Origin of the sequence: Empedobacter sp. UBA6745 (genome assembly GCF_002453775.1) — a bacterium.
Lineage (GTDB): Bacteria > Bacteroidota > Bacteroidia > Flavobacteriales > Weeksellaceae > Empedobacter > Empedobacter falsenii_C.
This window is the reverse complement of the sequence record NZ_DKHL01000051.1, coordinates 50,492-73,000: the sequence shown is the minus strand read 5'-3', so window position 1 is coordinate 73,000 and position 22,509 is coordinate 50,492. Positions and strand designations below refer to the sequence as shown.

Annotated in this window: 22 protein-coding genes; 14 read left to right on the top strand and 8 right to left on the bottom strand. The window is 32.8% G+C overall.

The genetic code is table 11. The features are described from left to right. Window positions 1-9: 9 nt before the first annotated feature. A complete protein-coding gene (locus tag B4H69_RS15000) occupies window positions 10-537 on the top strand; it encodes an ExbD/TolR family protein (protein WP_180905951.1) in 528 nt (175 codons plus the stop codon). Window positions 538-569: 32 nt separating this feature from the next. Beyond that, window positions 570-1,517 carry a hypothetical protein gene (locus B4H69_RS14995; RefSeq protein ID WP_180905952.1) on the top strand — a complete coding sequence of 316 codons (948 nt, stop codon included), beginning with the start codon at window positions 570-572 and terminating at the stop codon, window positions 1,515-1,517. Window positions 1,518-1,702: 185 nt separating this feature from the next. On the opposite strand, the gene B4H69_RS14990 is transcribed toward B4H69_RS14995, so the two are convergent. Together B4H69_RS14990 and argB are read right to left on the bottom strand one after the other, a co-directional pair. Then, on the bottom strand, window positions 1,703-2,770 hold the full coding sequence (locus B4H69_RS14990) for a M20 family metallo-hydrolase (RefSeq protein ID WP_180905953.1): 1,068 nt from the start codon (window positions 2,768-2,770) through the stop codon (window positions 1,703-1,705). Continuing rightward, complete coding sequence (argB, locus tag B4H69_RS14985; protein WP_180905954.1) at window positions 2,764-3,531, bottom strand: acetylglutamate kinase; 768 nt, start codon at window positions 3,529-3,531, stop codon at window positions 2,764-2,766. Before argB ends, B4H69_RS14990 begins: the two co-directional genes overlap by 7 nt. 251 nt (window positions 3,532-3,782) lie before the next feature. On the opposite strand from argB, the gene B4H69_RS14980 reads away from it, so the two are divergent. The 8 genes from B4H69_RS14980 (at window position 3,783) to carB (ending at window position 13,039) form a co-directional block, all read left to right on the top strand. Beyond that, the gene (locus B4H69_RS14980) at window positions 3,783-4,361 is read left to right on the top strand and encodes a GNAT family N-acetyltransferase (RefSeq protein ID WP_180905955.1); all 579 of its coding nucleotides are present in this window, start codon (window positions 3,783-3,785) and stop codon (window positions 4,359-4,361) included. A gap of 70 nt (window positions 4,362-4,431) precedes the next feature. Beyond that, window positions 4,432-4,884 (top strand): arginine repressor, encoded by a 453-nt coding sequence (locus B4H69_RS14975; RefSeq protein WP_180905956.1) that lies wholly within the window; start codon window positions 4,432-4,434, stop codon window positions 4,882-4,884. Between the two features lie 7 nt (window positions 4,885-4,891). After that, window positions 4,892-6,073: an argininosuccinate synthase gene (gene argG, locus B4H69_RS14970; protein ID WP_180905957.1), complete on the top strand. Its 1,182-nt coding sequence runs from the start codon at window positions 4,892-4,894 to the stop codon at window positions 6,071-6,073. Window positions 6,074-6,167: 94 nt separating this feature from the next. After that, a complete protein-coding gene (gene argC, locus B4H69_RS14965) occupies window positions 6,168-7,154 on the top strand; it encodes an N-acetyl-gamma-glutamyl-phosphate reductase (protein WP_180905958.1) in 987 nt (328 codons plus the stop codon). Between the two features lie 36 nt (window positions 7,155-7,190). Further along, the gene (locus B4H69_RS14960; protein WP_180905959.1) at window positions 7,191-7,547 is read left to right on the top strand and encodes a four helix bundle protein; all 357 of its coding nucleotides are present in this window, start codon (window positions 7,191-7,193) and stop codon (window positions 7,545-7,547) included. A gap of 32 nt (window positions 7,548-7,579) precedes the next feature. Then, complete coding sequence (locus B4H69_RS14955; protein ID WP_286514262.1) at window positions 7,580-8,716, top strand: aspartate aminotransferase family protein; 1,137 nt, start codon at window positions 7,580-7,582, stop codon at window positions 8,714-8,716. Further along, window positions 8,709-9,797: a glutamine-hydrolyzing carbamoyl-phosphate synthase small subunit gene (carA, locus tag B4H69_RS14950; RefSeq protein WP_114999100.1), complete on the top strand. Its 1,089-nt coding sequence runs from the start codon at window positions 8,709-8,711 to the stop codon at window positions 9,795-9,797. Before B4H69_RS14955 ends, carA begins: the two co-directional genes overlap by 8 nt. 11 nt (window positions 9,798-9,808) lie before the next feature. Then, window positions 9,809-13,039 carry a carbamoyl-phosphate synthase (glutamine-hydrolyzing) large subunit gene (gene carB, locus B4H69_RS14945; protein ID WP_180905961.1) on the top strand — a complete coding sequence of 1,077 codons (3,231 nt, stop codon included), beginning with the start codon at window positions 9,809-9,811 and terminating at the stop codon, window positions 13,037-13,039. 190 nt (window positions 13,040-13,229) lie between these two features. Here the strand turns inward: carB and B4H69_RS14940 are convergent, their stop codons facing one another. The 5 genes from B4H69_RS14940 to B4H69_RS14920 form a co-directional block, all read right to left on the bottom strand. After that, the gene (locus B4H69_RS14940; protein ID WP_291094698.1) at window positions 13,230-14,264 is read right to left on the bottom strand and encodes a DUF3667 domain-containing protein; all 1,035 of its coding nucleotides are present in this window, start codon (window positions 14,262-14,264) and stop codon (window positions 13,230-13,232) included. Between the two features lie 236 nt (window positions 14,265-14,500). Next, window positions 14,501-15,121, bottom strand: a complete 621-nt coding sequence (locus tag B4H69_RS14935; RefSeq protein ID WP_038336845.1) for a hypothetical protein — start codon at window positions 15,119-15,121, stop codon at window positions 14,501-14,503. Between the two features lie 96 nt (window positions 15,122-15,217). Then, entirely contained in the window at window positions 15,218-15,925 is a 708-nt protein-coding gene (locus B4H69_RS14930; RefSeq protein ID WP_038336844.1) for a hypothetical protein, read from the bottom strand. Between the two features lie 60 nt (window positions 15,926-15,985). Beyond that, on the bottom strand, window positions 15,986-16,708 hold the full coding sequence (locus B4H69_RS14925) for a tRNA threonylcarbamoyladenosine dehydratase (RefSeq protein WP_038336843.1): 723 nt from the start codon (window positions 16,706-16,708) through the stop codon (window positions 15,986-15,988). Window positions 16,709-16,723: 15 nt separating this feature from the next. Further along, window positions 16,724-17,380 carry a TatD family hydrolase gene (locus B4H69_RS14920; RefSeq protein WP_038336842.1) on the bottom strand — a complete coding sequence of 219 codons (657 nt, stop codon included), beginning with the start codon at window positions 17,378-17,380 and terminating at the stop codon, window positions 16,724-16,726. Window positions 17,381-17,453: 73 nt separating this feature from the next. On the opposite strand from B4H69_RS14920, the gene mdtD reads away from it, so the two are divergent. Then, window positions 17,454-18,857 (top strand): multidrug transporter subunit MdtD, encoded by a 1,404-nt coding sequence (mdtD, locus tag B4H69_RS14915; protein ID WP_291094696.1) that lies wholly within the window; start codon window positions 17,454-17,456, stop codon window positions 18,855-18,857. 62 nt (window positions 18,858-18,919) lie between these two features. On the opposite strand, the gene B4H69_RS14910 is transcribed toward mdtD, so the two are convergent. Beyond that, a complete protein-coding gene (locus B4H69_RS14910; RefSeq protein ID WP_180905964.1) occupies window positions 18,920-19,960 on the bottom strand; it encodes an asparaginase in 1,041 nt (346 codons plus the stop codon). A 125-nt stretch (window positions 19,961-20,085) separates the two neighbouring features. On the opposite strand from B4H69_RS14910, the gene B4H69_RS14905 reads away from it, so the two are divergent. From B4H69_RS14905 to B4H69_RS14895, 3 genes are all read left to right on the top strand, one after another. Beyond that, window positions 20,086-20,922, top strand: coding sequence for a hypothetical protein (locus B4H69_RS14905; protein WP_291094694.1), 837 nt, complete (start codon window positions 20,086-20,088; stop codon window positions 20,920-20,922). Between the two features lie 63 nt (window positions 20,923-20,985). Beyond that, window positions 20,986-21,441: a peptidoglycan-binding protein LysM gene (lysM, locus tag B4H69_RS14900; protein ID WP_038336838.1), complete on the top strand. Its 456-nt coding sequence runs from the start codon at window positions 20,986-20,988 to the stop codon at window positions 21,439-21,441. Between the two features lie 149 nt (window positions 21,442-21,590). Beyond that, window positions 21,591-22,433 carry an OmpA/MotB family protein gene (locus tag B4H69_RS14895; protein WP_038336837.1) on the top strand — a complete coding sequence of 281 codons (843 nt, stop codon included), beginning with the start codon at window positions 21,591-21,593 and terminating at the stop codon, window positions 22,431-22,433. Window positions 22,434-22,509: the final 76 nt, after the last annotated feature.

The window sequence follows — 22,509 nt, the reverse complement described above, 5'->3', positions numbered from 1 at the left end:
AATTAGAAAATGGCACAAATAGAAAGTCACGATGACGGTGGCGGAAAGAAAGTCCGTTCCAAAAAGAATTCGACGAAAGTCGATATGGCTCCTTTGGTTGATTTAGGTTTCTTATTAATTACTTTCTTTATGTTTGCAGCGACATCGATCAAACCAAACGTAATGAACTTGAACATGCCTCCAAAAATTGATACACCAAAACCAACAGATATTCCTGAAATTAAATTAGCAAACTCTTTGTCTATTTTAATTGGAAAGGATAACAAGTTATTTTGGCATCAACAAGATGAGGCAGGATTAAATGTAGGAACACTTAATGAAACTGACTACTCTAAAGTTCGTGATGTTATTACAGCAGCACAAGGTAGAGCAGATAAAGATAAGTTTACAGTAATTATTAAACCGATGGATGATGCCACGTATGATAATTTAGTAACTATCTTAGATGAAATGGAAATTACAAAGTCTACTCGTTACGGAATCGTACCTGTTGCACCTTTTGAACAAAAAGTGTTTGACGAAAAAGTAGGTAAATAATTAGTTTAATTGTTAAATTTAAAAGAATTAAAATGTCAGAAAATAACAACAAACTAAAATCCTTAGACGAGATAGTATTTGAAGGTAGAAATAAAGCGTATGGAGCTTATGACATGAGAATGTCAGAGAAGAGTACTTTATTGAAAGCTTTCATTCGTGGATTTATAGTAATTGCGATTTTAGCTTTTGGTCTTATTGCTTCTGCGACAGGTTTGTTTGAAAGTAAAAAGTCAGAAGATGTAGTCGTAGATGTTCAGCTTGAGGATTTGAATATTCCTGAACCTCCAAAAGAGGAGGAAGTAGTTGAACCAGAACCACCAAAACCAGAGCCAGAACAAAGATATCAAGAAGAAACAGCTCAGGTGAAAGTGGTTATGCCAGAACCTAAAGCTCAGCCTAAAAAAGAAGAAACCGTTCCTGAAGTAAAGGAAATGGCAGATAAAGATTTAGGTTTAGTAGATAGAGAAGGTCCAAAATCAACAACACAAACTGGTGGTGCTAATGAAGTAAATACTAAAAAAGAAGCACCAAAAGATACGCCAGCGACTCCTAACCCAGGAAAAGGTACAGAACCTGCTGCTCCATCTACAGTAACTGCTCGTACAGCGGCTGTAATGGCGGTATATCCTGGTTGTGAGAAAGATGCTGCAAAAGGTAAACAAGCTGCTACAGACTGTTTATCTAGAAAGTTATCTCAAGATTTACAAGACGAGTTGCAAGATTTTGCGAATGATGCTGCTGGTCAAGGTTTATCAGGTGTTGTAGCTGCAAAACTTTCATTCCAAATTGATACGAATGGTAGAATTGTAGGTATTTCTCCAATGGGTGATGCTAAATTAGGTCCTGAAGCTAAAAAAGCTTTAGAGCGTATTACACAACGTCAACAAAAAAGAGGAAAAACGATTGTTCCTGCTCAAACAGAAGATGGTCGTGCTGCGAAGTTGAATTTCAACATTCCAGTTAAAATGCAAATTGAGTAAGACTTAATTTCATATATAAAAAAGAGGCTAAAATTAATTAGCCTCTTTTTTTGTGTATAATTTTTAGAACACATTTTATGTTTTTAATAAAATCCGCGTTGGTTTTCTTTATCAGATTTGATAAAATTAAAAAGCATCTTCAATTGAATGAAGATGCTTTTTTGATTATAAGAGTTATTATTAATTTAAAACGTAAAGCCTTTTAATAAACTTGTGTATCGCTCAATTCCGTGTTCTATTTCTGATAAATAAATATATTCGTCAGGAGTATGAGAACGAGCAGAATCTCCAGGTCCCATTTTTACCGTTTCGAAATTCATCATTGCTTGATCTGACATCGTTGGTGAACCATAAGTTGTACAACCTAATTCGATTCCTTTTTGTACAATTGGATGATTTTCTGAAATGCGTGAAGAATTTAAACGCAATGAACGTGCTTTAACTTCTGCTTTTGGCAAACAACTTGAAATAATATCAACAACTTCTGGATTTGAATATAATTCGTTTACACGACAATCTACAACCAAACGACATTCATCAGGAACTACATTGTGTTGTTTTCCTGCTTCAATTTGTGTAACTGTCATTTTTACTGGTCCTAACATATCAGAAACTCTTTCGAATTGATAAGTTTTGAACCAATTCATCACATCAATTGCTTCGTAAATAGCATTTACACCTTCATTTCTTGCAGCATGTCCAGTTTTTCCTTTTACAATTACGTCCATCACAACCAAACCACGTTCTGCAATTGCCATGTCCATTTGCGTAGGTTCTCCTACAATTCCCAAATCGATTTTTGGTAGATTCGGTAAAATACTTGCAACATTCAATTGGCCTGAACTTTCTTCTTCAGCCGTAATTGCGACAATCAGATTAAATGGTAAATCATCATTCAAGAAATTGATATACGTTGCCAATAAACTTACCGCAGAAGCTCCTGCATCATTACTTCCTAAACCTACTAATTTATCACCTTCTATCGTTGCTTTCAATGGATCATACGTCCAAGAAGAACCAAATTTTACCGTGTCATGATGAGAGTTTAATAAAATTGTTTTTTTGTTCTCATCAAAATTTGGATGAATACTCCAAACATTGTTATTCTGACGATGAGCTGTAGCGCCATGATCAGTTAAAAACTTGAAAATAATATCGGCCGTTTTATCTTCTTCACTTGAAAAAGATTGAGTTTCGATTAATTGACACAACAAATCGACAGCTTTCTTTTTGAGAACAGCTAATTCTAACATAAAATTGTTTTAATCTCTGAGTTAATGTTGCGCGCGTGTACCAAACATACATTTTTTACACCCGCATTGATTACTTTGAATGAATTGTCTAATTTCGGAATCATTCCTTCGAAAATTACACCTTCTTCTTTTAACTGCAAATATAAAGTTTCGTTAATTTTTGGGATCAATGTTGTGTCATCATTTACATCATGAAGTACACCAATTTTATCAAAACAGAAATTTAACTCTACTTCATTTTCTTGTGACATTGCAACCGCAATTGTAGAGGCAATAGTATCTGCATTGGTGTTTAACAATTGTCCATTTCCATCATGTGTAATTGCACAAACAACTGGCGTAATATTGTTGTCAATTAATAATTGAAATAATTCTTTGTTGACGCTTTTATCATTCAAATCTCCTACAAAACCATAATCAATAGTTTTTACAGGACGCTTAGAACCTTTTATAGCATTACCATCTGCACCCGATAAACCTAACGCATTGCATCCAAATTCTTGCAATTTAGAAACGATAGATTTGTTCAAATTTCCTGCATATAATCCTGTCACAACATCCAATGTTGGTTTGTCTGTAATGCGACGACCTTCGATCATTTTTGGTTCGATTCCCAATTGATTTAACATCTTCGAAGCACCTTTTCCTCCACCATGAACCAAAATTTTTGGTTCTTTAATTTCGGAAAACGTTTGTAGGAATTGCTCTAAGTCTTGCTCGTTATCGATAATTCCGCCTCCTATTTTAATAATTTTCAACATTTTAATAAATATGTAAATTTTGTTTGCTTTTTTTTGGTGATACAAAAATATAATATTTAACTTTGCATCTCAGTATAATAACTGAATATCTTGTTGATTAATGGAAGAAATTACTGAAATTGTTCTTCTCAATTATGAGAGTAGCTTTCGCAATGAAAGCACACCTTTTGGTTCTCATATTTTACTTAAGTGTGATGACAAAAGGTCATCTTTTCTCAGTTCCTCTTTATTAATCGACTTTCCCTTAAATTATGTATGTTAGAATAGCAAATGCAGATGATGCCAAGTACACAGAATTGTTGTGCGAATGGTACGAAGAATCAGCTCGTATGAGAAAAACGGGTATTGCTAAACGAAATCCAGTTTATCTTGAACGCAAAATGCGTAATGGAAATGCTGTGATTGCTTTTGATGATGATGATCAAATAGCAGGGTTTAGCTACATAGAAACGTACGAAGAAGAAAAATTCGTCGTAAACTCAGGTTTAATTGTTCGTACAGATTTAAGGAGTTCAGGAATTGGACGCGAAATAAAACATGCTGTTTTTGAATTGTCACGTACAAAATTCCCGAAATCAAAAATCTTTAGTATTACAACTTCTTTAGCTGTAATGCGTATGAACACAAAATTAGGATACAAGCCAGTAACATTTTCGGAATTAACACAATCGGATGAATTTTGGAATGGATGTAAAAGTTGTAAAAACTTTCACATCTTGATGGAAAATGATCGCGAGCGTTGTATTTGTACAGGATTGGTTTATGATAACCTTGATGACGAGTACGCTAAGCGCGCATTGGCAAATCAATCAAAAAAAGAAGATGAATAAATATACGAACTAAGGTTTTTTTTTGTCTAAAATGAGTATATTTGCATAAAATTTCGAATAAATATTCAAAATGAGTAATAAAAAATACAGATTCCAGATTATAAAAGATTTAATAACAGATCAAGAAATAAGTAATCAAGACGAATTATTAAAAAAATTAATCGATTTAGATATCACCGTTACTCAAGCAACTTTATCGAGAGATTTACGCGAATTGAAAGTTTCAAAAGTTCCTAATAGTTCGGGACAATACATTTATCGCCTTACAGAAAGTGCTGCTCCAACGGCAACCGTTACACATAACGAAAATGCAAGTTTGATTTTCTCTAAAAATTTGGGAGTTATCAAAACAAAACCAGGTTATGCAAACAGAATTGCTTTTGAGATTGACAACACACATTTCAATACTATAATTGGAACAATAGCTGGAGACGATACAGTATTAATCGTAATGAAAGAAGAGAGTAGCCGAGAAGAGGTTACCAATGAATTAAGAAGAATTATTCCCAATATAAACAAATAAACAAGCAATGAGCAACAAAGCAGTTTTAGCTTACAGTGGAGGTTTAGATACATCGTACTGTTTGGTTAACTTAACAAAAGATCAAGGAATGGAAGTGCACACAGTAATTGTAAATACTGGTGGATTTTCGGCAGAAGAGTTAAAAGATATCGAAGCACGTGCCTACGAATTAGGTTCTTCTAAACACGTGACAATCGATATTACAGATAAATATTACAACGATTGTGTTCGCTACTTAATCTACGGAAACATCTTGAAAAATAACACTTATCCATTATCAGTAAGTGCAGAACGTATGTTTCAGTCAATTGCAATTGCTCAGTATGCAAAAGATGTAGATGCAGAATACATTGTACATGGATCTACAGGAGCAGGAAACGATCAAATTCGTTTTGATGTTGCTTTTGCAGTTATCTCACCACAATCTAAAATTATTACTCCAATTCGCGACGAAAAATTATCTCGTCAACAAGAGGTAGAATATTTACAAGCAAATGGTGTAAACTATAGTTGGGAAAAAGCTAAATACTCTATTAACAGAGGAATTTGGGGAACATCTGTTGGTGGAGTAGAAACATTAACATCTAACCAAGCGTTACCAGAAGATGCTTATCCAACACAATTATCAAGAACAGAACCATCTGTTATAGAAATTGAATTTGAGAAAGGTATTCCAGTAGGTTTAGATGGAGAAAAATTATCTCCAGTAGCATTAATTCAAAAATTAAACGAAATCGGTGGTGAATATGCAATTGGTCGCGACATCCACGTAGGAGATACAATTTTAGGTATCAAAGGACGTGTAGGTTTCGAAGCGCCAGCAGCTTATTTATTAATCAAAGCTCACCACTTATTAGAAAAACATACACTTACAAGATGGCAATTGTTGCACAAAGATTCGTTATCAAACTGGTACGGAACTTTATTGCACGAAGCACAATACTTGGATCCAGTAATGCGTGATATCGAAGCATTCTTAGAATCTTCTCAAAATCATGTAACAGGAAAAGTGAAAGTACAATTAAATCCTTATCATTTCTCAATGATTGGAATCGAATCGCCTTATGATATGATGCAATCTAAAGTCGCTACTTATGGAGAAGAAAACGAAGCTTGGGACAGTAGAGATGCAAGAGGTTTCATCAAAATATTCGGTAATCAATTAAAGATTGTTCATAGTTTCGATTAATTGATTCTTTAAAGTGGATTCTAACGAGTCCACTTTATTTTAGAAATATAGTAGAGGTATTATACCTTAAAAAAACACGCGCAAAACATAACAAATGACAAACAAAATTAACGTAAGCATTGTAGGAGGTGCTGGCTACACAGCAGGCGAACTGCTAAGAATATTGATACATCACCCGATGGTTAATATTTCGTCTGTGTACAGTACATCAAATGCAGGCAACCCCGTTACCAAAGTGCACGACGATTTGTTTGGAGAAACTGACATCGTATTTTCGGATAAAATAGACGAAAATGCTGATGTCGTTTTTTTATGCCTTGGTCACGGAAAATCGGCAGAGTTTTTACAAAACAATACTTACTCAGCCAACACAAAAATTATTGATTTGAGCAACGATTTTCGATTAAATGAGAACCACATTTTCGAAGATAGAACGTTTGCTTACGGTTTACCAGAATTAGACCGAGAAGCAATCAAAACAGCTCAAAATATTGCAAATCCAGGTTGTTTTGCAACGGCTATTCAGTTAGCATTGTTACCATTGGCAGTGAATAATGAAATCAAAAATGATATTCACATCAATGCTGTAACGGGTTCTACAGGTGCCGGACAAAGTTTATCTGCTTCTACGCACTTTAGTTGGCGAAATAATAACGTTTCTTTCTACAAAGAATTTACGCATCAACATGAAGGAGAAATTTACCAAACATTGAATCAATTAGAAAAAGATTTCAATAACAAAGTATATTTTTTACCAATGCGAGGAGATTTTGCGCGCGGAATTTTAGCAGGTGTTTATTTAAAATCTGATTTATCAGAAGAAGAAGCAAAAAATATCTTCAATGAATATTACAAAAACGAACCTTTTACACATGTTTCTGATGCTCCAATTGCTCTGAAACAAGTTGTAAATACTAATAAATGTTTTTTACACGTACAGAAACAAGATGATGTATTGTTAATTACTTCTATCATTGATAATTTAACAAAAGGAGCTTCTGGACAAGCCGTAGAAAACATGAATTTGATGTTCGGTTGGGAAGAAAACTTAGGACTTAATCTTAAAACGGTGGCGTTTTAAAGAGTTGTACGTTATAAGTAATAAGTTGTACGTTCTATGCAGGATTATAAGAAATTAAAAGTTTGGGAATTAAGTCACGAATTAACATTAGTGGTTTATCAAAAAACTTCTGTTTTTCCGAAAGAAGAATTATTTGGTTTGATATCTCAGCTTCGTAGAGCTTCAAGTTCAATTCCAACTAACATAGCAGAAGGATGTGGAAGATTTTCACAAAAAGAGTTATCGCAATTCTTAAATATTAGTTTAGGATCAGCCAATGAAACATCATACTTATTATTCTTATCAAAGGATTTAAACTATATCACCGCAGAAGATTTTCAAGATTTAGAAAATAAAATTGAGCAAATTAAAGCGATGTTAATCAAATTAATCCAAAAAATTAAAAACGTATAACTTACAACGTAATACATAAAACATAAACAAAAATGAAACTATTCGACGTATATCCATTAATGAATGTAACTCCGGTTAAAGCTAAAGATTGTATTCTTTGGGACGAGAACGGAAAAGAATATTTAGACCTTTATGGAGGTCACGCAGTGATTTCTATCGGTCACTCTCATCCATATTATGTTGAGAAATTAACAGAACAAATTAATAATATCGGGTTTTATTCAAACTCAGTTAATATTCCGATTCAGCAAGAATTAGCAGAAAAATTAGGTAAAGCATCAGGTTATGAAGATTATACTTTATTCTTAATCAACTCTGGAGCAGAAGCCAACGAAAATGCAGTAAAATTAGCGTCTTTTCATACAGGAAAAGATCGTGTAATTGCGTTCAAAGATGCGTTTCATGGACGTACTTCTGGAACAGTTGCGCTAACAGATAATCCAAAAATTGTAGCGCCTTTCAATGCTCATCATAAAGTATCTTTCGTAGAATATAACATTGATGAAGTGAAAGAAGTAATTGCTGGAGGAGATGTTGCAGCGGTAATTTACGAACCAATTCAAGGAGTTGGAGGAATCATTTTACCTTCTGACGAGTTTGTACAAGAATTAAGAAAAGTTTGTACAGAAAATGGAGTGGTTTTAATTGCAGATGAAATTCAATGTGGTTACGGACGCTCAGGGAAATTCTTTGCACATCAACATTCTGGTATCAAAGCAGATTTGATTACGATGGCAAAAGGAATGGGGAATGGATTTCCAATCGGAGGAGTTTTAATCTCTCCAGAATTTAAAGCTTCTTACGGATTATTAGGAACAACTTTTGGAGGAAATCATTTAGCTTGTGCTGCAGCGGTAGCCGTTTTAGATGTGATTGAGCAAGAAAACTTAATCGAAAATGCAAAAGAAATTGGAGAATATGTTGGAATCCAATTAAATAAATTTCCAAAAATTAAAGAAGTTCGTGGTCGAGGATCAATGATTGGTATCGAGTTTGATTTCCCAATCGGCGAATTAAAAAACAACTTAGTTACAAAACACAATATTTTTGTAGGCTACGCTGGTACAAACGTTATTCGTTTATTGCCACCTTTAACAGTAACAAAACAATACATAGATAAATTCATATCAGCTTTAGAAACTGAAATTAACATTATCATCAATGGATAAGACAGTAAAATTAGTATTCCAAGACGGATTAGAAATCGAAGGAAAATCTTTCGGTGCGTATACTTCTGCCGCAGGAGAAGTAGTATTCAACACAGCTTTGGTTGGATATAATGAAAGTTTGACTGACCCTTCTTACAAAGGGCAGATTATGGTGATGACAGCTCCAATGATCGGTAACTACGGTGTTCCTGATGATAAAGCAATGATTAATGAAATTGAAGCTTGGATGGAATCGAACCAAATTCAAGTAACTGGATTGGTTGTTTCTTATTATGCTGATGATTATTCGCATTGGAACGCTATTCAAAAATTAGGAGTTTGGTTAGAAAGTCAAAACATTCCTGGTATTTATGGTGTTGATACACGTATGATTACAAAAAAATTACGTGAGCAAGGTTCTACTTTAGGAAAAATTGTTGCTGATACAGATGTCGCATACTATGATCCAAATGAAGATAATTTAGTAGATCAAGTTTCTTGTAAAGAAGTGATTCGTTACAACGAAGGTGCTGATATTAAAATTGTTTTGATTGATTGTGGAGTGAAAAATAACATCATCCGTTGTTTTGTAAATCGTGATGTTGAGGTAATTCGAGTTCCTTGGGATTATGATTATTCAACATTAGAATATGATGGATTATTTATCTCGAATGGACCTGGTGATCCAGCTTTATGTGTTCCTACAATTAATAATATCAAAGAATCTTTGAAAGGAGATAAACCAATTTTCGGAATTTGTTTAGGAAATCAATTGGTAAGTTTAGCAGCTGGTGCATCTACTTTTAAATTAAAATACGGACACCGTTCGCACAATCAACCTGTACAATTAGTAGGAACAAAAAGATGTTTCATTACATCTCAAAACCACGGTTTCGCAGTAGATGATTCGAAATTACCAGAAGGATTTAAAACATTCTTTACGAACTTAAATGATGGAACATGTGAAGGAATTCGTCACGAATCAAAACCAATTTTTACAGTTCAATTCCACCCAGAAGCAATGGGAGGACCAGTTGATACAGAATATTTATTTGATGAGTTCATCGAAGAAGTAAAAAAATATAAAAACGCTAACGCATAATCAGAATCACGATGTTAAAAAAAGATATTAAAAAAGTATTAGTATTAGGATCAGGAGCATTAAAAATTGGTCAAGCTGGTGAGTTTGATTATTCTGGTTCGCAAGCGTTAAAAGCGTTAAAAGAAGAAGGAATAAAAACAGTTTTAATCAATCCAAATATTGCAACTGTTCAAACTTCTGAAGGTATTGCAGACGAAGTTTACTTCTTACCTGTAACACCTTACTTTGTAGAAAAAGTAATTCAAAAAGAAAAACCAGACGGAGTTTTGGTTGCTTTTGGTGGACAAACTGCCTTAAACTGTGCAGTTGAGTTGAACAAAGAAAATATTTTCGAGAAATATGGTGTTGAGGTTTTAGGAACTCAAATTCCAGTAATCGAAGCGACGGAAGACCGTGATATTTTCATCGAAAAATTAAACCAAATTGGTGTATTAACAGCTCGTTCAGAAGCAGTAGAAACTGTTGCTGATGCAATGGAAGCTGGTAAACGAATTGGTTTTCCATTAATCATCCGTGCAGCATACGCTTTAGGAGGTTTAGGTTCTGGTTTTGCAAATAACGAAGAAGAATTATTAGATTTAGTTGAAAAAGCATTCAATTATTCTTCTCAAGTTTTAGTGGAAGAGTCATTAAAAGGTTGGAAAGAGATCGAGTACGAAGTAGTTCGTGACTCTTACGATAACTGTATCACAGTTTGTAACATGGAGAACTTCGACCCAATTGGAGTTCATACAGGAGAGTCAATTGTAATTGCGCCTTCTCAAACTTTATCAAATTCAGAATATCACAAATTACGTGAAGTTGCAATCCGTACGATTCGTCACCTTGGCGTAGTTGGAGAGTGTAACATTCAGTATGCTTTCGATACAGTTTCTGAGGAATATCGTGTAATTGAGGTGAACGCTCGTTTATCTCGTTCGTCAGCTTTGGCGTCAAAAGCAACAGGTTATCCTTTAGCTTTCGTGGCGGCTAAATTGGCTTTAGGTTATTCTTTGGATGAGTTGAAAAATAGTGTAACGCAAACGACATCTGCGATGTTCGAACCTGCGTTAGATTACTGTGTAGTGAAATTGCCTCGTTGGGATTTAAATAAATTCTACGGAGTTCGTCGTAACATAGGTTCTGCAATGAAATCTGTTGGAGAAGTAATGGCAGTTGGACGTTCTTTCGAGGAAGCAATTCAGAAAGGAGTTCGTATGTTAGACATCGGACACAGAGGTTTCGTAGCAAATGGATTCAAAATTCCAGAAGGAGAATCGTTGGATACTTGGTTAGCTGAGCCAAATGACGAGCGTTTATATGCGATTACTGAAGCTTTCAAAGCGGGATATTCGATTGAAAAAATTCATGATTTAACAAAAATCGATTTATGGTTTTTACAACGTTTAGAAAGAATTTTTAATGTATCAAAAGAATTTGAAGCGTTAGAAAGATTTGAACAAGTTGAAGCAGATTTAGTAAAACGTGCAAAATTATTAGGATTCTCGGATCAACAAATTGCAGTTTTAGTAAAAGGAGATCAAAACGTACACAGAAACGAATTAACAGTTCGTGAATTACGTAAAAACTTCGGAATTAAACCTGTTGTAAAACAAATTGATACGTTAGCAGCAGAATTCCCAGCACAAACAAATTATTTATATGTAACCTATCACGGAACTGAAAATGATTTGGAGCCAGAAACTGAGAAAGCAGTTTGTATTTTAGGATCTGGAGTTTATCGTATTGGTTCGTCTGTAGAGTTTGACTGGTGTTCTGTAAATGCAGCGCATACAGCATCAAAAAATGGTTACAAAACAATTATCATCAACTATAATCCAGAAACGGTTTCGACAGATTATGATGAGTCAGATCGTTTATACTTCGAAGAATTGTCTTTTGAACGTGTAATGGATATTTTAGATTTTGAACAACCTGAAGGAACAATTATTTCGACAGGAGGTCAAATTCCAAATAACTTAGCGATGAAATTGTACGATCAATCAATTAATATTTTAGGAACTTCTCCTTTAAGAATTGATGATGCAGAAAATCGTCACAAATTCTCTGAAATCTTAGACGAATTAGGAATCGACCAACCACGTTGGAAAGAGTTATCTTCTTTAGAAGCGATTCATAACTTCGTAGAAGAAGTAAATTTCCCAGTATTAATTCGTCCTTCTTATGTCTTATCTGGAGCTGCAATGAACGTAGTTTCAAATAAAGAAGAATTAGATGCTTTCTTAAAATTAGCGAAAGAAGTTTCTCCAGATTATCCAGTTGTAGTTTCTGAATTCGTACAAGGAGCAAAAGAAATTGAGTTGGATGCAGTTTGTCAAAATGGAGAAATTGTAGATTACGCAGTTTCTGAACACGTAGAATTTGCGGGAGTTCACTCAGGAGATGCAACAATGTATTATCCACCACAAAAAGTGTACATCGAAACAATTCGTCAAATGCGTAAAGTTGCAGCGAAAATTGCAAAACGTTTCGAAATTTCTGGACCAATGAACATTCAGTTTTTATCAAAAAATAATACAGTTCGTGTTATCGAAACTAATATTCGTGCTTCTCGTTCGTTTCCATTCGTATCGAAAGTTGCAGGAAATAATTTAATCGAAAAAGCAACAAAAGTTTTATTAGGATTAGAAGTAGAAAAAGGACATTCAGAAGTCGTTTACGATTTAGATTATGTAGGAGTGAAAGCTTCTCAGTTCTCATTTACACGTTTAGCAGGAGCTGACCCAGTTTTATCAGTTGACATGTCTTCGACAGGAGAAGTAGGGTGTATCGGTGATACAGCAGAAGAAGCTTTATTAAAATCAATGTTATCTGTTGGATATGAAATTCCTGAGAAAACCGTTTTAATTTCTGGTGGACCAATTGCTTCTAAAGTTGCTTTATTAGAGCCTGCGAAACAATTAATCGCAAAAGGTTACAAAATTTATGCAACAGAAGGAACGCACAAATTTTTTACAGAAAATGATGTGTATTCTACGCTTGTTTACTGGCCTTCTGATAAAAAAGAGCCAAATGTAATGTCTTATTTACATGACAAGAAAATTGATATGGTGATCAACATTCCGAAAAACTTAACAAAAGCGGAATTAGACAACGATTATCAAATTCGTCGTACAGCTGTAGATTTCAATATTCCGTTGGTAACAAATGCACGTTTAGCTTCGGCTTTCATTAATGCATTTACAAAATTATCGATGGATGATTTAAAAATCAAAACTTGGAATGAATACCGTAATAAATAGAAATTAGAATCTAGATATTAGAAGTTAGAAAGCCTCGCATTTGCGAGGCTTTTTTTATGTTATTTTTTTGAATTTGTCATTCCGACAAAAGAAGGAATCTAAATTTAATGCGAAGCTGAAACGAGTTCAATTTAAGTCATCCTGAACTTGTTTCAGGAACACATCATACGTGATTGCCTAATAATCTTGATTAAACATGAAGAAATGAATACACAATAATTCCAATAACAATTATTGAGAAAATAAACGTATTAATTCCTAAAAGTATAGCACCTTTAATTGTTGTAATGATAAATCCTTGGTTATAGAGTTTTTTCAACGCAAGGAAAAAGTAAACAATAATATATAAAACAATCAATGTATTAATTAAAGCTATTATGGCTGATACAGCATTACTATCAATATAATTTGAAAGTTTATTCAAAAGAAAAATTACCAAAATTGATAAAAGAATTACCGTAAAATAATGCAGTGTAAAAATTCCGTGATCAAAATACCACCATTTCTTTTTGTTGTAAAAAATCCATAAGAAGAAAGCAAACAAAGGCATGTATACAAACAAAACTTTCGGAATGACATGCAAAGATTTCTCAACAATAGCTTCTCCTAATTGTTCATCAGAAACCTTTCTTTTTCTCAACTCTTGGTATTTTTCAATAAAGGGAGATAATATTAGAACGTTATTTTTTACTTTAGATTGCAAGTTTTCAATAGATTCCTCGTTCAAATCTTCTAAAGAGTTTGCATTTTTATTTTTTTCAACTTCAGATTTTATTTTTGCACTTTGCTCGACAGTTGTCAATCCTTTGTTCTGTAAAGTGTCTATTGTAGCATTAAGTGCTTTTTGAATTTTTTCAGTATTTTCTATTGATATAGGTTCATTGGAACTATCATTATATTCAGTTTTATGAGAAGGAAATATAGAAATAAGGAAAAACGTTACAAAACTGACAAAAATGTACATTTTAACAGGATTAACAGAACTATTTCGTTTACCACTCAAATATTCTTTGGTTAAAACTCCAGGTTTCAAAAATAGTTTTTTGATTGTTTGCCAAAAACTTCCATCGTAATGAACAAAATCTTCGATAAAGTGAGTAAATAAAAAGTGAAACGGTTGACGTGTTTCTACATTTTCTTGTCCGCAATGTGTGCAATAATGTTCTTCTACGTAATGTCCACAATTTTGGCAATTATGATCTTCTCTTAGTTTTCCGTGACTCATGTGTTAATTCTTAGTGATGATAAATCTATAAAAAGATTATTTATTTTGAAATAATCACGAAGAAATATTTGATTAAATATAGATTAAGAAAATTAGCTTTTTTGTCTTTCTAAGTCATCCTGAACTTGTTTTAGGATCACATCATTTTATGATAAACTAAAGATAGATTCTCTACTTCGCTTCGTTCTAAATGACAATTGAGTAAATGTCATTCCGATGAAAGGAGGAATCTAAATTTATTTTCTTTTTCTAAAATTGAAAAATATACTAATAGTCAATAAAAATCCTAAAAGACTTAAACCTATCCAATAATATTTATTTCTTTTTTCGGCTGATAATTTATACAATTCAAACTCTTTTTGGATTAAATTCTCTTTACTTGAATTTGGAGGAGGCGGAATATTAAGAGTGTTTTTTTTCAGATATTCTTTACTAAGTTTTTCTAATTCTTCTAATTCAGATTGTTCAACAAATTTTAAATCAGAAGTTCTTGTACAAATATTTGTATAGATGCTAAAATCTGTGATAAATCCATAAATTAAATAGGTTTCATTTAATTCGAAGTTACTTCCGCAACCTCCAAACATTGATGAGGCAGGTGTGTAAATAGTTGTATAATATTTTTGTTTTTTATTTGTAATATCTATATTTTTTTTGAAATTTTTCTCGATTTCAAATGTATAAGCAAAAACAGGATTTGAAGAATAATCATAAAGAGTTGTATCAATTTTAATGACTTTTCCTATTATAATTTCATCAAATTCATCAAATGAATTTTTAACAGATGGAAATTCTCCACAACTACAACCAAACGTAAAAGTTGAGATTAAAAATATGAAAGTAAAAAAGTATTTCATTCAAATCAGTGTTTCCTCTAATTTACAATATTTATCCAAACAAAAAATCCACTTCAACAGAAGTGGATTTTTTTATTTCTTGTAAAAATAGTTAGCTTAAAACTCAGCGAAAAAAGCTTCTACTTTTTCTACGCCGTTTGCATCTAAAGCTTCAACCAATTCTTTTTTGATTTCAGTTAATTCTTTCTTTTTCGCTTTTTTCAAAACTGGTTTTGCAGTTTCCAAAAAGTTTTCGATTTGTTCTAAACCACGAGAACTTAAGAATTTTTCGTCTGTTTTTTTCAATTTAGCGTAAACTTGTACCAACATTCTACATTGTTCCAAAGCCAAAACGTATTCTTTTACAGTTTCTAACGTAATCATGTAATGCAACATCAATTGTACTGAAGGCATATTACGTTGATGACCAAATTTCGTGTATTTTTCTAATGCAATTCCAAAAGATTCTTTACTACGTTCGATATTTTTATTTAAAGCTGCAGAAATGACAACATTAAACCAATCGTCTGAATTATCAGAGTTTTGAGCGATATCGAAAAATGCATTATCCGCATTCTCAAAATCTTGTAAACTATAATATGATAAAGCAATTAATTTCTTAGCATCGTACATTTGTTTTGGGTCTTTTGCATCCAATAAACCTTCACAAATTTTGATACACATCTCGAAATTGCTGTTTCCAAATAAATCTCTCGCAGTGTTCAACAACGAATTAGTCGCATTCTGTTCCAACGCTTGCTCGTACATAAATTGACGCGCTCTCAAAACATCCTCGTATGTGATATAATCGTAATTGATTTTCATTTTTTTCGTCTCTTTGTTAATTCGCAACTAAATTAATTAAATCTTTAAGAAAGTACTTAATTATTTATCTTTTTTTAATAAATGTCGAATCACCGTTTCTGCCGCATGCAACCCGAATAAACCAGGCATCCACGAATTAGTTCCGTAAAACGATTTTTTATAATTTTTTCCATCCGTTAATTTAACCGAAGATTCATCAGGAACTTCTGTCGAAAAAACAGCTTTTACACCTTTATTAATTCCTTCTTTTTTTAATCGTTTTCTAACATTTTTTGCCAAAGGACAAACATCTGTTTTACTAATATCACGCACTTGTACTTTGCTTGCCAAATATTTTCCTCCAGCGCCCATATTGCTGATTACTTTAATTTTTTTGCGTTTTGCAGCTAAAATCAAATTAATTTTTGGTGTAACAGAATCGATGCAATCTAACACATAATCAAAATCTGGTGTGACGATTTCGTGTGTACGTTCTGGACTCAAAAATTCGTTGATACGCGTTAATTCTAATTCAGGATTAATGTCCATTAAACGATCGCCAACGATGTCTACTTTGTTCATTCCAACAGTTGAGTGTAAAGCGGGTAATTGTCGATTAATATTTGTAATATCAACAGTATCACCATCAACAATTGTCATTTTTCCAACTCCTGCGCGTGCGATAAATTCTGCGGCAAAAGAGCCAACTCCACCTAAACCAACAACTAAAATGTTCGAATTTTTTAGGATTTCTAAACCTTCTTCTTTGAATAATAATTCAGCTCTTTCTTGCCAAACTGCCATTGAAATGTATTTTAATTATGATTGAACTTCGTAACCGAAAATTGCTTTCCAATTTTTCGCTTGTTGAAGTTGTAATTCCTCGATTGTAATTTTTCTCAAATCCGCTGCAAAAGTATAAATTTCTTCAATAGAAATTTCGCTTGCATCATTTTCTAAAAAGAATTGATTCGCAGAAAGATTTGCAAATATAATTTGTAAGTTTTTGTTTGATAGAAGATTTTTACCAAAAGATGCAAAACAATTTTGCGCAATAATTTGATTGAGTAACTGTTCATTCTTATTGAAACCATGAAAAATAAACGGAATCGTCAATTTCATTTGTTTTCGAATCTGTAAAATTTCTTGATAAGCACGAACCGAATGTATAATGACTGGAAGTTGATGTTGCATCGCAATTTCTAACTGTTTTTTTAAAACGTTGATTTGTAATTCAAAATCTGTTTCGCACAATTTATCTAATCCAATTTCACCGATTGCTAAACAGTTTTTATTCGAAATAGTTTGATTAATAATTTCGATTTCTTCCTTTATTGATGAGGTTTTGATGTAAGCTGGATGAATCCCAATCGAAAATAATTTAGCTTCATTATTCAACTCATTTGGAAACTGATTATACAGTTCCAAAACATCTGTTTGATCGGATAAATGATGTGTATGCGCGTTGAGAAACATAGTTCAAATTTAATCTTTTTCAATGATTTTTCGAAATGTTAAAATAGGAATAGAATTTGCTATAGGAATTTGAATGAATTCAGATCATATTTTAAGTCCAAAAATGTTGAAGTTTTTGCCATGGCTTGGTGCGATGGCAATTTTTATGCAAGCTTTGGACGCTACAATTTTAAATACATCTTTACCTACAATCGCAAAAGAATTAGGAAAATCGCCTTTAGAAATTCAGTCGATTATTGTTGCGTATACGTTAACAATCGCTTTGTTAATTCCTTTGAGTGGTTGGCTTTCGGATAAATACGGAACGAAAAAAGTTTTTCAATCTGCTATACTGATTTTTACACTTGGATCCACACTTTGCGCATTTGCCACAACTTTACCTTTTTTAGTCATTTCACGCGTTATACAAGCGATTGGAGGATCGATGATGGTTCCTGTTGTACGTTTAGCAATTTTATATGCTTATCCAAAAAGTGAATTATTAAAAGTAATTAATTTTATAACTATACCAGGGTTAATAGGACCACTTTTAGGACCAACAATTGGAGGTATTTTGGTTGAAACGTTATCATGGCATTGGATTTTCATCGTGAATATTCCATTCGGAATTATTGCACTTTGGATGACAACTTTTGCGATCCCCGATTTTAAACATCCAGTTTTTAAATTTGATATCAGAGGTTTGATTCTTTTTAGTGGTGGTGTTACAATATTGACATTGATTATGGAATTGACATCTTCTCGTGTGATTGGTTTGCAAACAATCATTGCATTGACTGTAGTTTCTGCCTTTTTGATTGGTTTGTATATTTATCATGCAAAACATAAACAACATCCTTTAATCGATTTGAATTTGTTTAACATTAGAACTTTGCGAATTGGTATTATAGGAAATCTTATTACACGATTAGGAATTGGAGGAATACCTTTTCTTATTCCGCTTTTATTGCAAGTTGGTTATGGATATTCGGCTACTGTAGCGGGATTAATTATGATTCCATCTGCAACAAGTAACATTATTGCAAAATCGTTTGTTGTGCCAATTGTGAATAAATTTGGTTATCGAAATACGTTGATTTCCAATACAATAACTTTAGGATTAATCATTTGTATGTTTTTCTTTTTAGAATCGAAATCACCAATTTATTATATCATTCCGTTAATGGTTTTGAATGGATTTTTTAGTTCAATTCAATTTACGGCGATGAATACCTTGTCTTTAGCCGATTTGGACGAAAATACATCCAGCGAAGGGAATAGTTTATTATCGGTTACACAACAATTATCACTAACATTTGGAATTTCTGTAGCTGCATTAATTTTAGGCGTTTTTAGACAAGCAGGATTTGTAAATGGAGTGGAAGTACAAGCTTTTCGTTATTCATTTTTGACGATGGGCGTGATGACAATTTTATCAACTTACATCTTTTTCAAATTAAGAGAATCTGATGGCGCTTCAATGTCGGGGAAGAAATAAAATTTAGAACATAAAAAAATCTCTACCAAGTAGAGATTTTTTTCGTTTTATATTATTTTGATTTAATCATTGTAAAAATGATGGCGAAGTTCACCTTTCAAGTTTGCTTCGTATTGCGTTTTGAATTCTTCTTTCGAAAGGTTTTGACCTAATAAATAAATGGCTTTGGTAATTGCAGCTTCCATTGTCAAATCATAACTCGAAATTGCGCCCATATTTAGTAACGCATCACTTGTAGCATAACGTCCAAGTTCTACCATTCCGCCAGCACATTGCGTGTTGATGATAAGATGAACTCCTTTATTCGTTACTTCTTCCAGCAATTCAATAAACCAACTATCGGTAAAAATATTTCCTGTTCCGAAAGCCTCAATAATAAAAGCTTTCATGTTCGGAGCGTTTAAAACACTTTCGATAAAAGAACGATTCATTCCAGGGAAAATCTTCAAGACACCAACATCAGCATTTAGATTTTTGTTGATCGAAAGTTTATCCGTAACAACATTTTTTAACAATAAATCTTCTTTCACTTCCAGATGAACACCGGAAACTCCAATTACTGGATAATTCGGCGACTCGAAAGCATCAAAGTTTTCTGCATTAATCTTAGTTGTTCTATTCGCACGAAACAATTTATATTCAAAATACACACAAACTTCCTTGATAATTGGTTTGTCATTTTTACGTAACGAAGCCAATTGAATCGAAGTAATTAAGTTTTCTTTCGCATCTGTGCGCAAATCTCCAATTGGTAATTGTGAACCAGTGAAAATGACAGGTTTCTCGAGGTTATCAATCATAAAACTCATTGCAGAAGCTGTATACGCCATTGTATCTGTTCCGTGCAAAACAACAAAACCATCATAGTTTTCGTAGTTTTGTTGAATGGTTTCGGCAATTTCTATCCAATATTTAGGTTTCATATCAGACGAATCTATAGGCGTATCGAAACTATGATAATCGAAAGAACAATCTAACAGACCCAATTCCGGAATTTGTTTCAACAAATTATCAAAATTGAAAGGTTTCAAGGATTGGTCACCATAATCTTTCGCCATTCCAATTGTTCCTCCTGTGTAAATTAATAAAATTTTTGTTTGCATGCGGTTTGATTAATTTCTGGTTAAAATTAACCATTATAAAAAATCTGTACAACATCTTTTCTTAAACTCCGATATTTTGTAAATTGGATAAATAATTGTGAACAGAAATTTAAACTATCAACTTGATGAAACTATTACTTTTAGCCATTACAACTTTGTTAACATCAGCTTATGTTAATGCACAATCTGATGAAGGATTGTTTGAAGTTGAGTACGAAATGAACGGACAAGAACTGAAATCTTTTGCTTTTTCTACGGATAATTGTGCGCAGAATTTGATTGTGAAATCGTGGGAAAATTGGGTAACGAACAAAGAAGGTTCTTCTGCTTTTTTGAAAAGACATGAAGCGAGTAATATCAAGTTCAAAAATTCGCAAGATGTGTATAAATCTGTGATTAGTTTGGTTGATGAAGAAAATGGAAAAACGACTGTGATTAATACATTAACGGATCAAAATGGAATGACATTTAATAGTAATTCGGCAGAGTTTGATAAAATTTATGCTCAATTGCAAGATTTAGCAACAAAAACGAAGCAAGGTTGTGTACGAAATGAGTTGAGGTTAGCGAACGAAAATATGATTCGATTGACAAAAGAAAACGCTGATGCACAATTGAAAAAAGGAAACTCGATCAAATCATATCTAAAAGATAATAACACCTTATTGAAATTAGAAAGTAAAAAGCAAGCTTTGGGTGATAAATTGGATTTGGTGGTGAATCAATTGGAAAGAGAATCAAATGATAAAGTAACTGATGGCTTGATGAAGAAAAAGATAAAAACAGAAAATTCTTTGCGATCGATAGAAGATCAAGTAGTAACATTGAGCGGAAAAATACAAACTGCTGAAGAGAACGATAAAGGTTTAGACGCAAAAATTAATCAATTAACAAGTCAAATTCAGCAACAACGCTCGATTACAGAAAATTTAAAAAAGAAATATTCATCAATTGCACGATAATTGTTAGAGAAATTATATATTTACTAAATATCAACAAATAAATATTATTAAAATCAACTCGTTATGGGATTATTTTCATTTATCAAAAATGCCGGAGAAAAAGTCTTCGGAGGTGCAGAAACACCAGAAGAAAAAGCAGCTAAAGTACAAGAACAAGTTGCAAAACAAGGATTTGATTTGTCAGGAGTAACTTTTTCTGCTGATGGAGATAAAATTGTGGTAGCTGGACAAGCGTTGGACATCAACGAGAAACAAAAAATTTTAGCAACAGCAGGTAACATTGATGGAGTGGAAGGAGTAGAAGATCAATTAACATTGAAAACACCTTTAAAAATCGAAATTCCAGACTTATCTAAGACAATGTATACTGTGAAAAGTGGAGATTCTTTATCTAAAATTGCAAAAGAAGTTTATGGAGATCCAATGCAGTATCCAAAAATTTTCGAAGCAAACAAACCAATGTTAAAACACGAAGATAAGATTTATCCAGGTCAGGTTTTATATATTCCTCAGGATTAATACAATAGAAATAAAATATTAAGGTTAAAACTCCTACAACCAAATGATTGTAGGAGTTTTATATTTTTACAGCATGGTTTTTGCAGAATATATACTCGCAATAAAAAATAATAACATATATTCGTATAACTGAAATAAAAAAAATAATTATGAAAGTTTCAATTTTGCCAGTAGCGGTTATCGCTGCTTCAACTTTATTTAGTTGTGTGAGTCAGAAGAAGTATGATGAATTACAAAATAAATTCAATTCTGCTTACTCTGAGAACCAAGGATGTCAAACAGAATTGGCTGTAGCGAAAGCTAAATTAGCTAATTTTGAATCTAACCAAGGTCAGTACGAAAACACAGTTCAGAGTGAAAGAAATCAAATTAAACAATTACAAGAGCAATTGAAAAATTGTATTAATGGTGGTTCTAAAAATGTTTCTGAATTAGTGAACGAAATCAATCAGTCTAACAAATACATCAAACATTTGATCGATGCGAAAAGCAAATCGGATAGTTTGAACATGGTTTTAACAAACAACCTAACACGTTCTTTATCTAGCAACGAAGCAAAAGATGTTGATGTTAAAGTTTTAAAAGGTGTTGTTTACATTTCGTTAGCTGATAACATGTTGTACAAATCTGGTAGTTACGAAATTTCGCCTGCTGCAGGAGAAACTTTAAGTAAAATTGCGAAAATCATCAACGACTATAAAGATTACGATGTATTGATTGAAGGTAACACAGATAATGTGCCAATTTCTAAACCAAACATCCGTAACAACTGGGATTTATCTGCTTTACGTGCATCTTCTGTTGTACAAGCGTTACAAAACCAATACGGTGTTGATGGTAAACGTTTAACAGCTGGTGGACGTGGAGAATTTAATCCATTAACTACAAATGCTACTGCGGAAGGAAAATCTAAAAACCGTCGTACACAAATTATTATCTTACCTAAGTTAGATCAATTTATGGATTTAATTGGGCAAGCTCCAAAAAACTAATTTTGATAAAAAAATCAAATTAATATAGAAAGAGCCACTTTAAAGTGGCTCTTTTTTTGTAACTTTTTCCAAATTT

Excerpts from the sequence above, each read along its gene's own strand:
- B4H69_RS15000 (WP_180905951.1), top strand. The coding sequence starts at position 10 with ATGGCACAAATAGAAAGTCACGATGACGGTGGCGGAAAGAAAGTCCGT.
- B4H69_RS14995 (WP_180905952.1), top strand. The coding sequence starts at position 570 with ATGTCAGAAAATAACAACAAACTAAAATCCTTAGACGAGATAGTATTT.
- B4H69_RS14990 (WP_180905953.1), bottom strand. The coding sequence starts at position 2,770 with ATGTTAGAATTAGCTGTTCTCAAAAAGAAAGCTGTCGATTTGTTGTGT.
- argB (WP_180905954.1), bottom strand. The coding sequence starts at position 3,531 with ATGTTGAAAATTATTAAAATAGGAGGCGGAATTATCGATAACGAGCAA.
- B4H69_RS14980 (WP_180905955.1), top strand. The coding sequence starts at position 3,783 with ATGTATGTTAGAATAGCAAATGCAGATGATGCCAAGTACACAGAATTG.
- B4H69_RS14975 (WP_180905956.1), top strand. The coding sequence starts at position 4,432 with ATGAGTAATAAAAAATACAGATTCCAGATTATAAAAGATTTAATAACA.
- argG (WP_180905957.1), top strand. The coding sequence starts at position 4,892 with ATGAGCAACAAAGCAGTTTTAGCTTACAGTGGAGGTTTAGATACATCG.
- argC (WP_180905958.1), top strand. The coding sequence starts at position 6,168 with ATGACAAACAAAATTAACGTAAGCATTGTAGGAGGTGCTGGCTACACA.
- B4H69_RS14960 (WP_180905959.1), top strand. The coding sequence starts at position 7,191 with ATGCAGGATTATAAGAAATTAAAAGTTTGGGAATTAAGTCACGAATTA.
- B4H69_RS14955 (WP_286514262.1), top strand. The coding sequence starts at position 7,580 with ATGAAACTATTCGACGTATATCCATTAATGAATGTAACTCCGGTTAAA.
- carA (WP_114999100.1), top strand. The coding sequence starts at position 8,709 with ATGGATAAGACAGTAAAATTAGTATTCCAAGACGGATTAGAAATCGAA.
- carB (WP_180905961.1), top strand. The coding sequence starts at position 9,809 with ATGTTAAAAAAAGATATTAAAAAAGTATTAGTATTAGGATCAGGAGCA.
- B4H69_RS14940 (WP_291094698.1), bottom strand. The coding sequence starts at position 14,264 with ATGAGTCACGGAAAACTAAGAGAAGATCATAATTGCCAAAATTGTGGA.
- B4H69_RS14935 (WP_038336845.1), bottom strand. The coding sequence starts at position 15,121 with ATGAAATACTTTTTTACTTTCATATTTTTAATCTCAACTTTTACGTTT.
- B4H69_RS14930 (WP_038336844.1), bottom strand. The coding sequence starts at position 15,925 with ATGAAAATCAATTACGATTATATCACATACGAGGATGTTTTGAGAGCG.
- B4H69_RS14925 (WP_038336843.1), bottom strand. The coding sequence starts at position 16,708 with ATGGCAGTTTGGCAAGAAAGAGCTGAATTATTATTCAAAGAAGAAGGT.
- B4H69_RS14920 (WP_038336842.1), bottom strand. The coding sequence starts at position 17,380 with ATGTTTCTCAACGCGCATACACATCATTTATCCGATCAAACAGATGTT.
- mdtD (WP_291094696.1), top strand. The coding sequence starts at position 17,454 with ATGAATTCAGATCATATTTTAAGTCCAAAAATGTTGAAGTTTTTGCCA.
- B4H69_RS14910 (WP_180905964.1), bottom strand. The coding sequence starts at position 19,960 with ATGCAAACAAAAATTTTATTAATTTACACAGGAGGAACAATTGGAATG.
- B4H69_RS14905 (WP_291094694.1), top strand. The coding sequence starts at position 20,086 with ATGAAACTATTACTTTTAGCCATTACAACTTTGTTAACATCAGCTTAT.
- lysM (WP_038336838.1), top strand. The coding sequence starts at position 20,986 with ATGGGATTATTTTCATTTATCAAAAATGCCGGAGAAAAAGTCTTCGGA.
- B4H69_RS14895 (WP_038336837.1), top strand. The coding sequence starts at position 21,591 with ATGAAAGTTTCAATTTTGCCAGTAGCGGTTATCGCTGCTTCAACTTTA.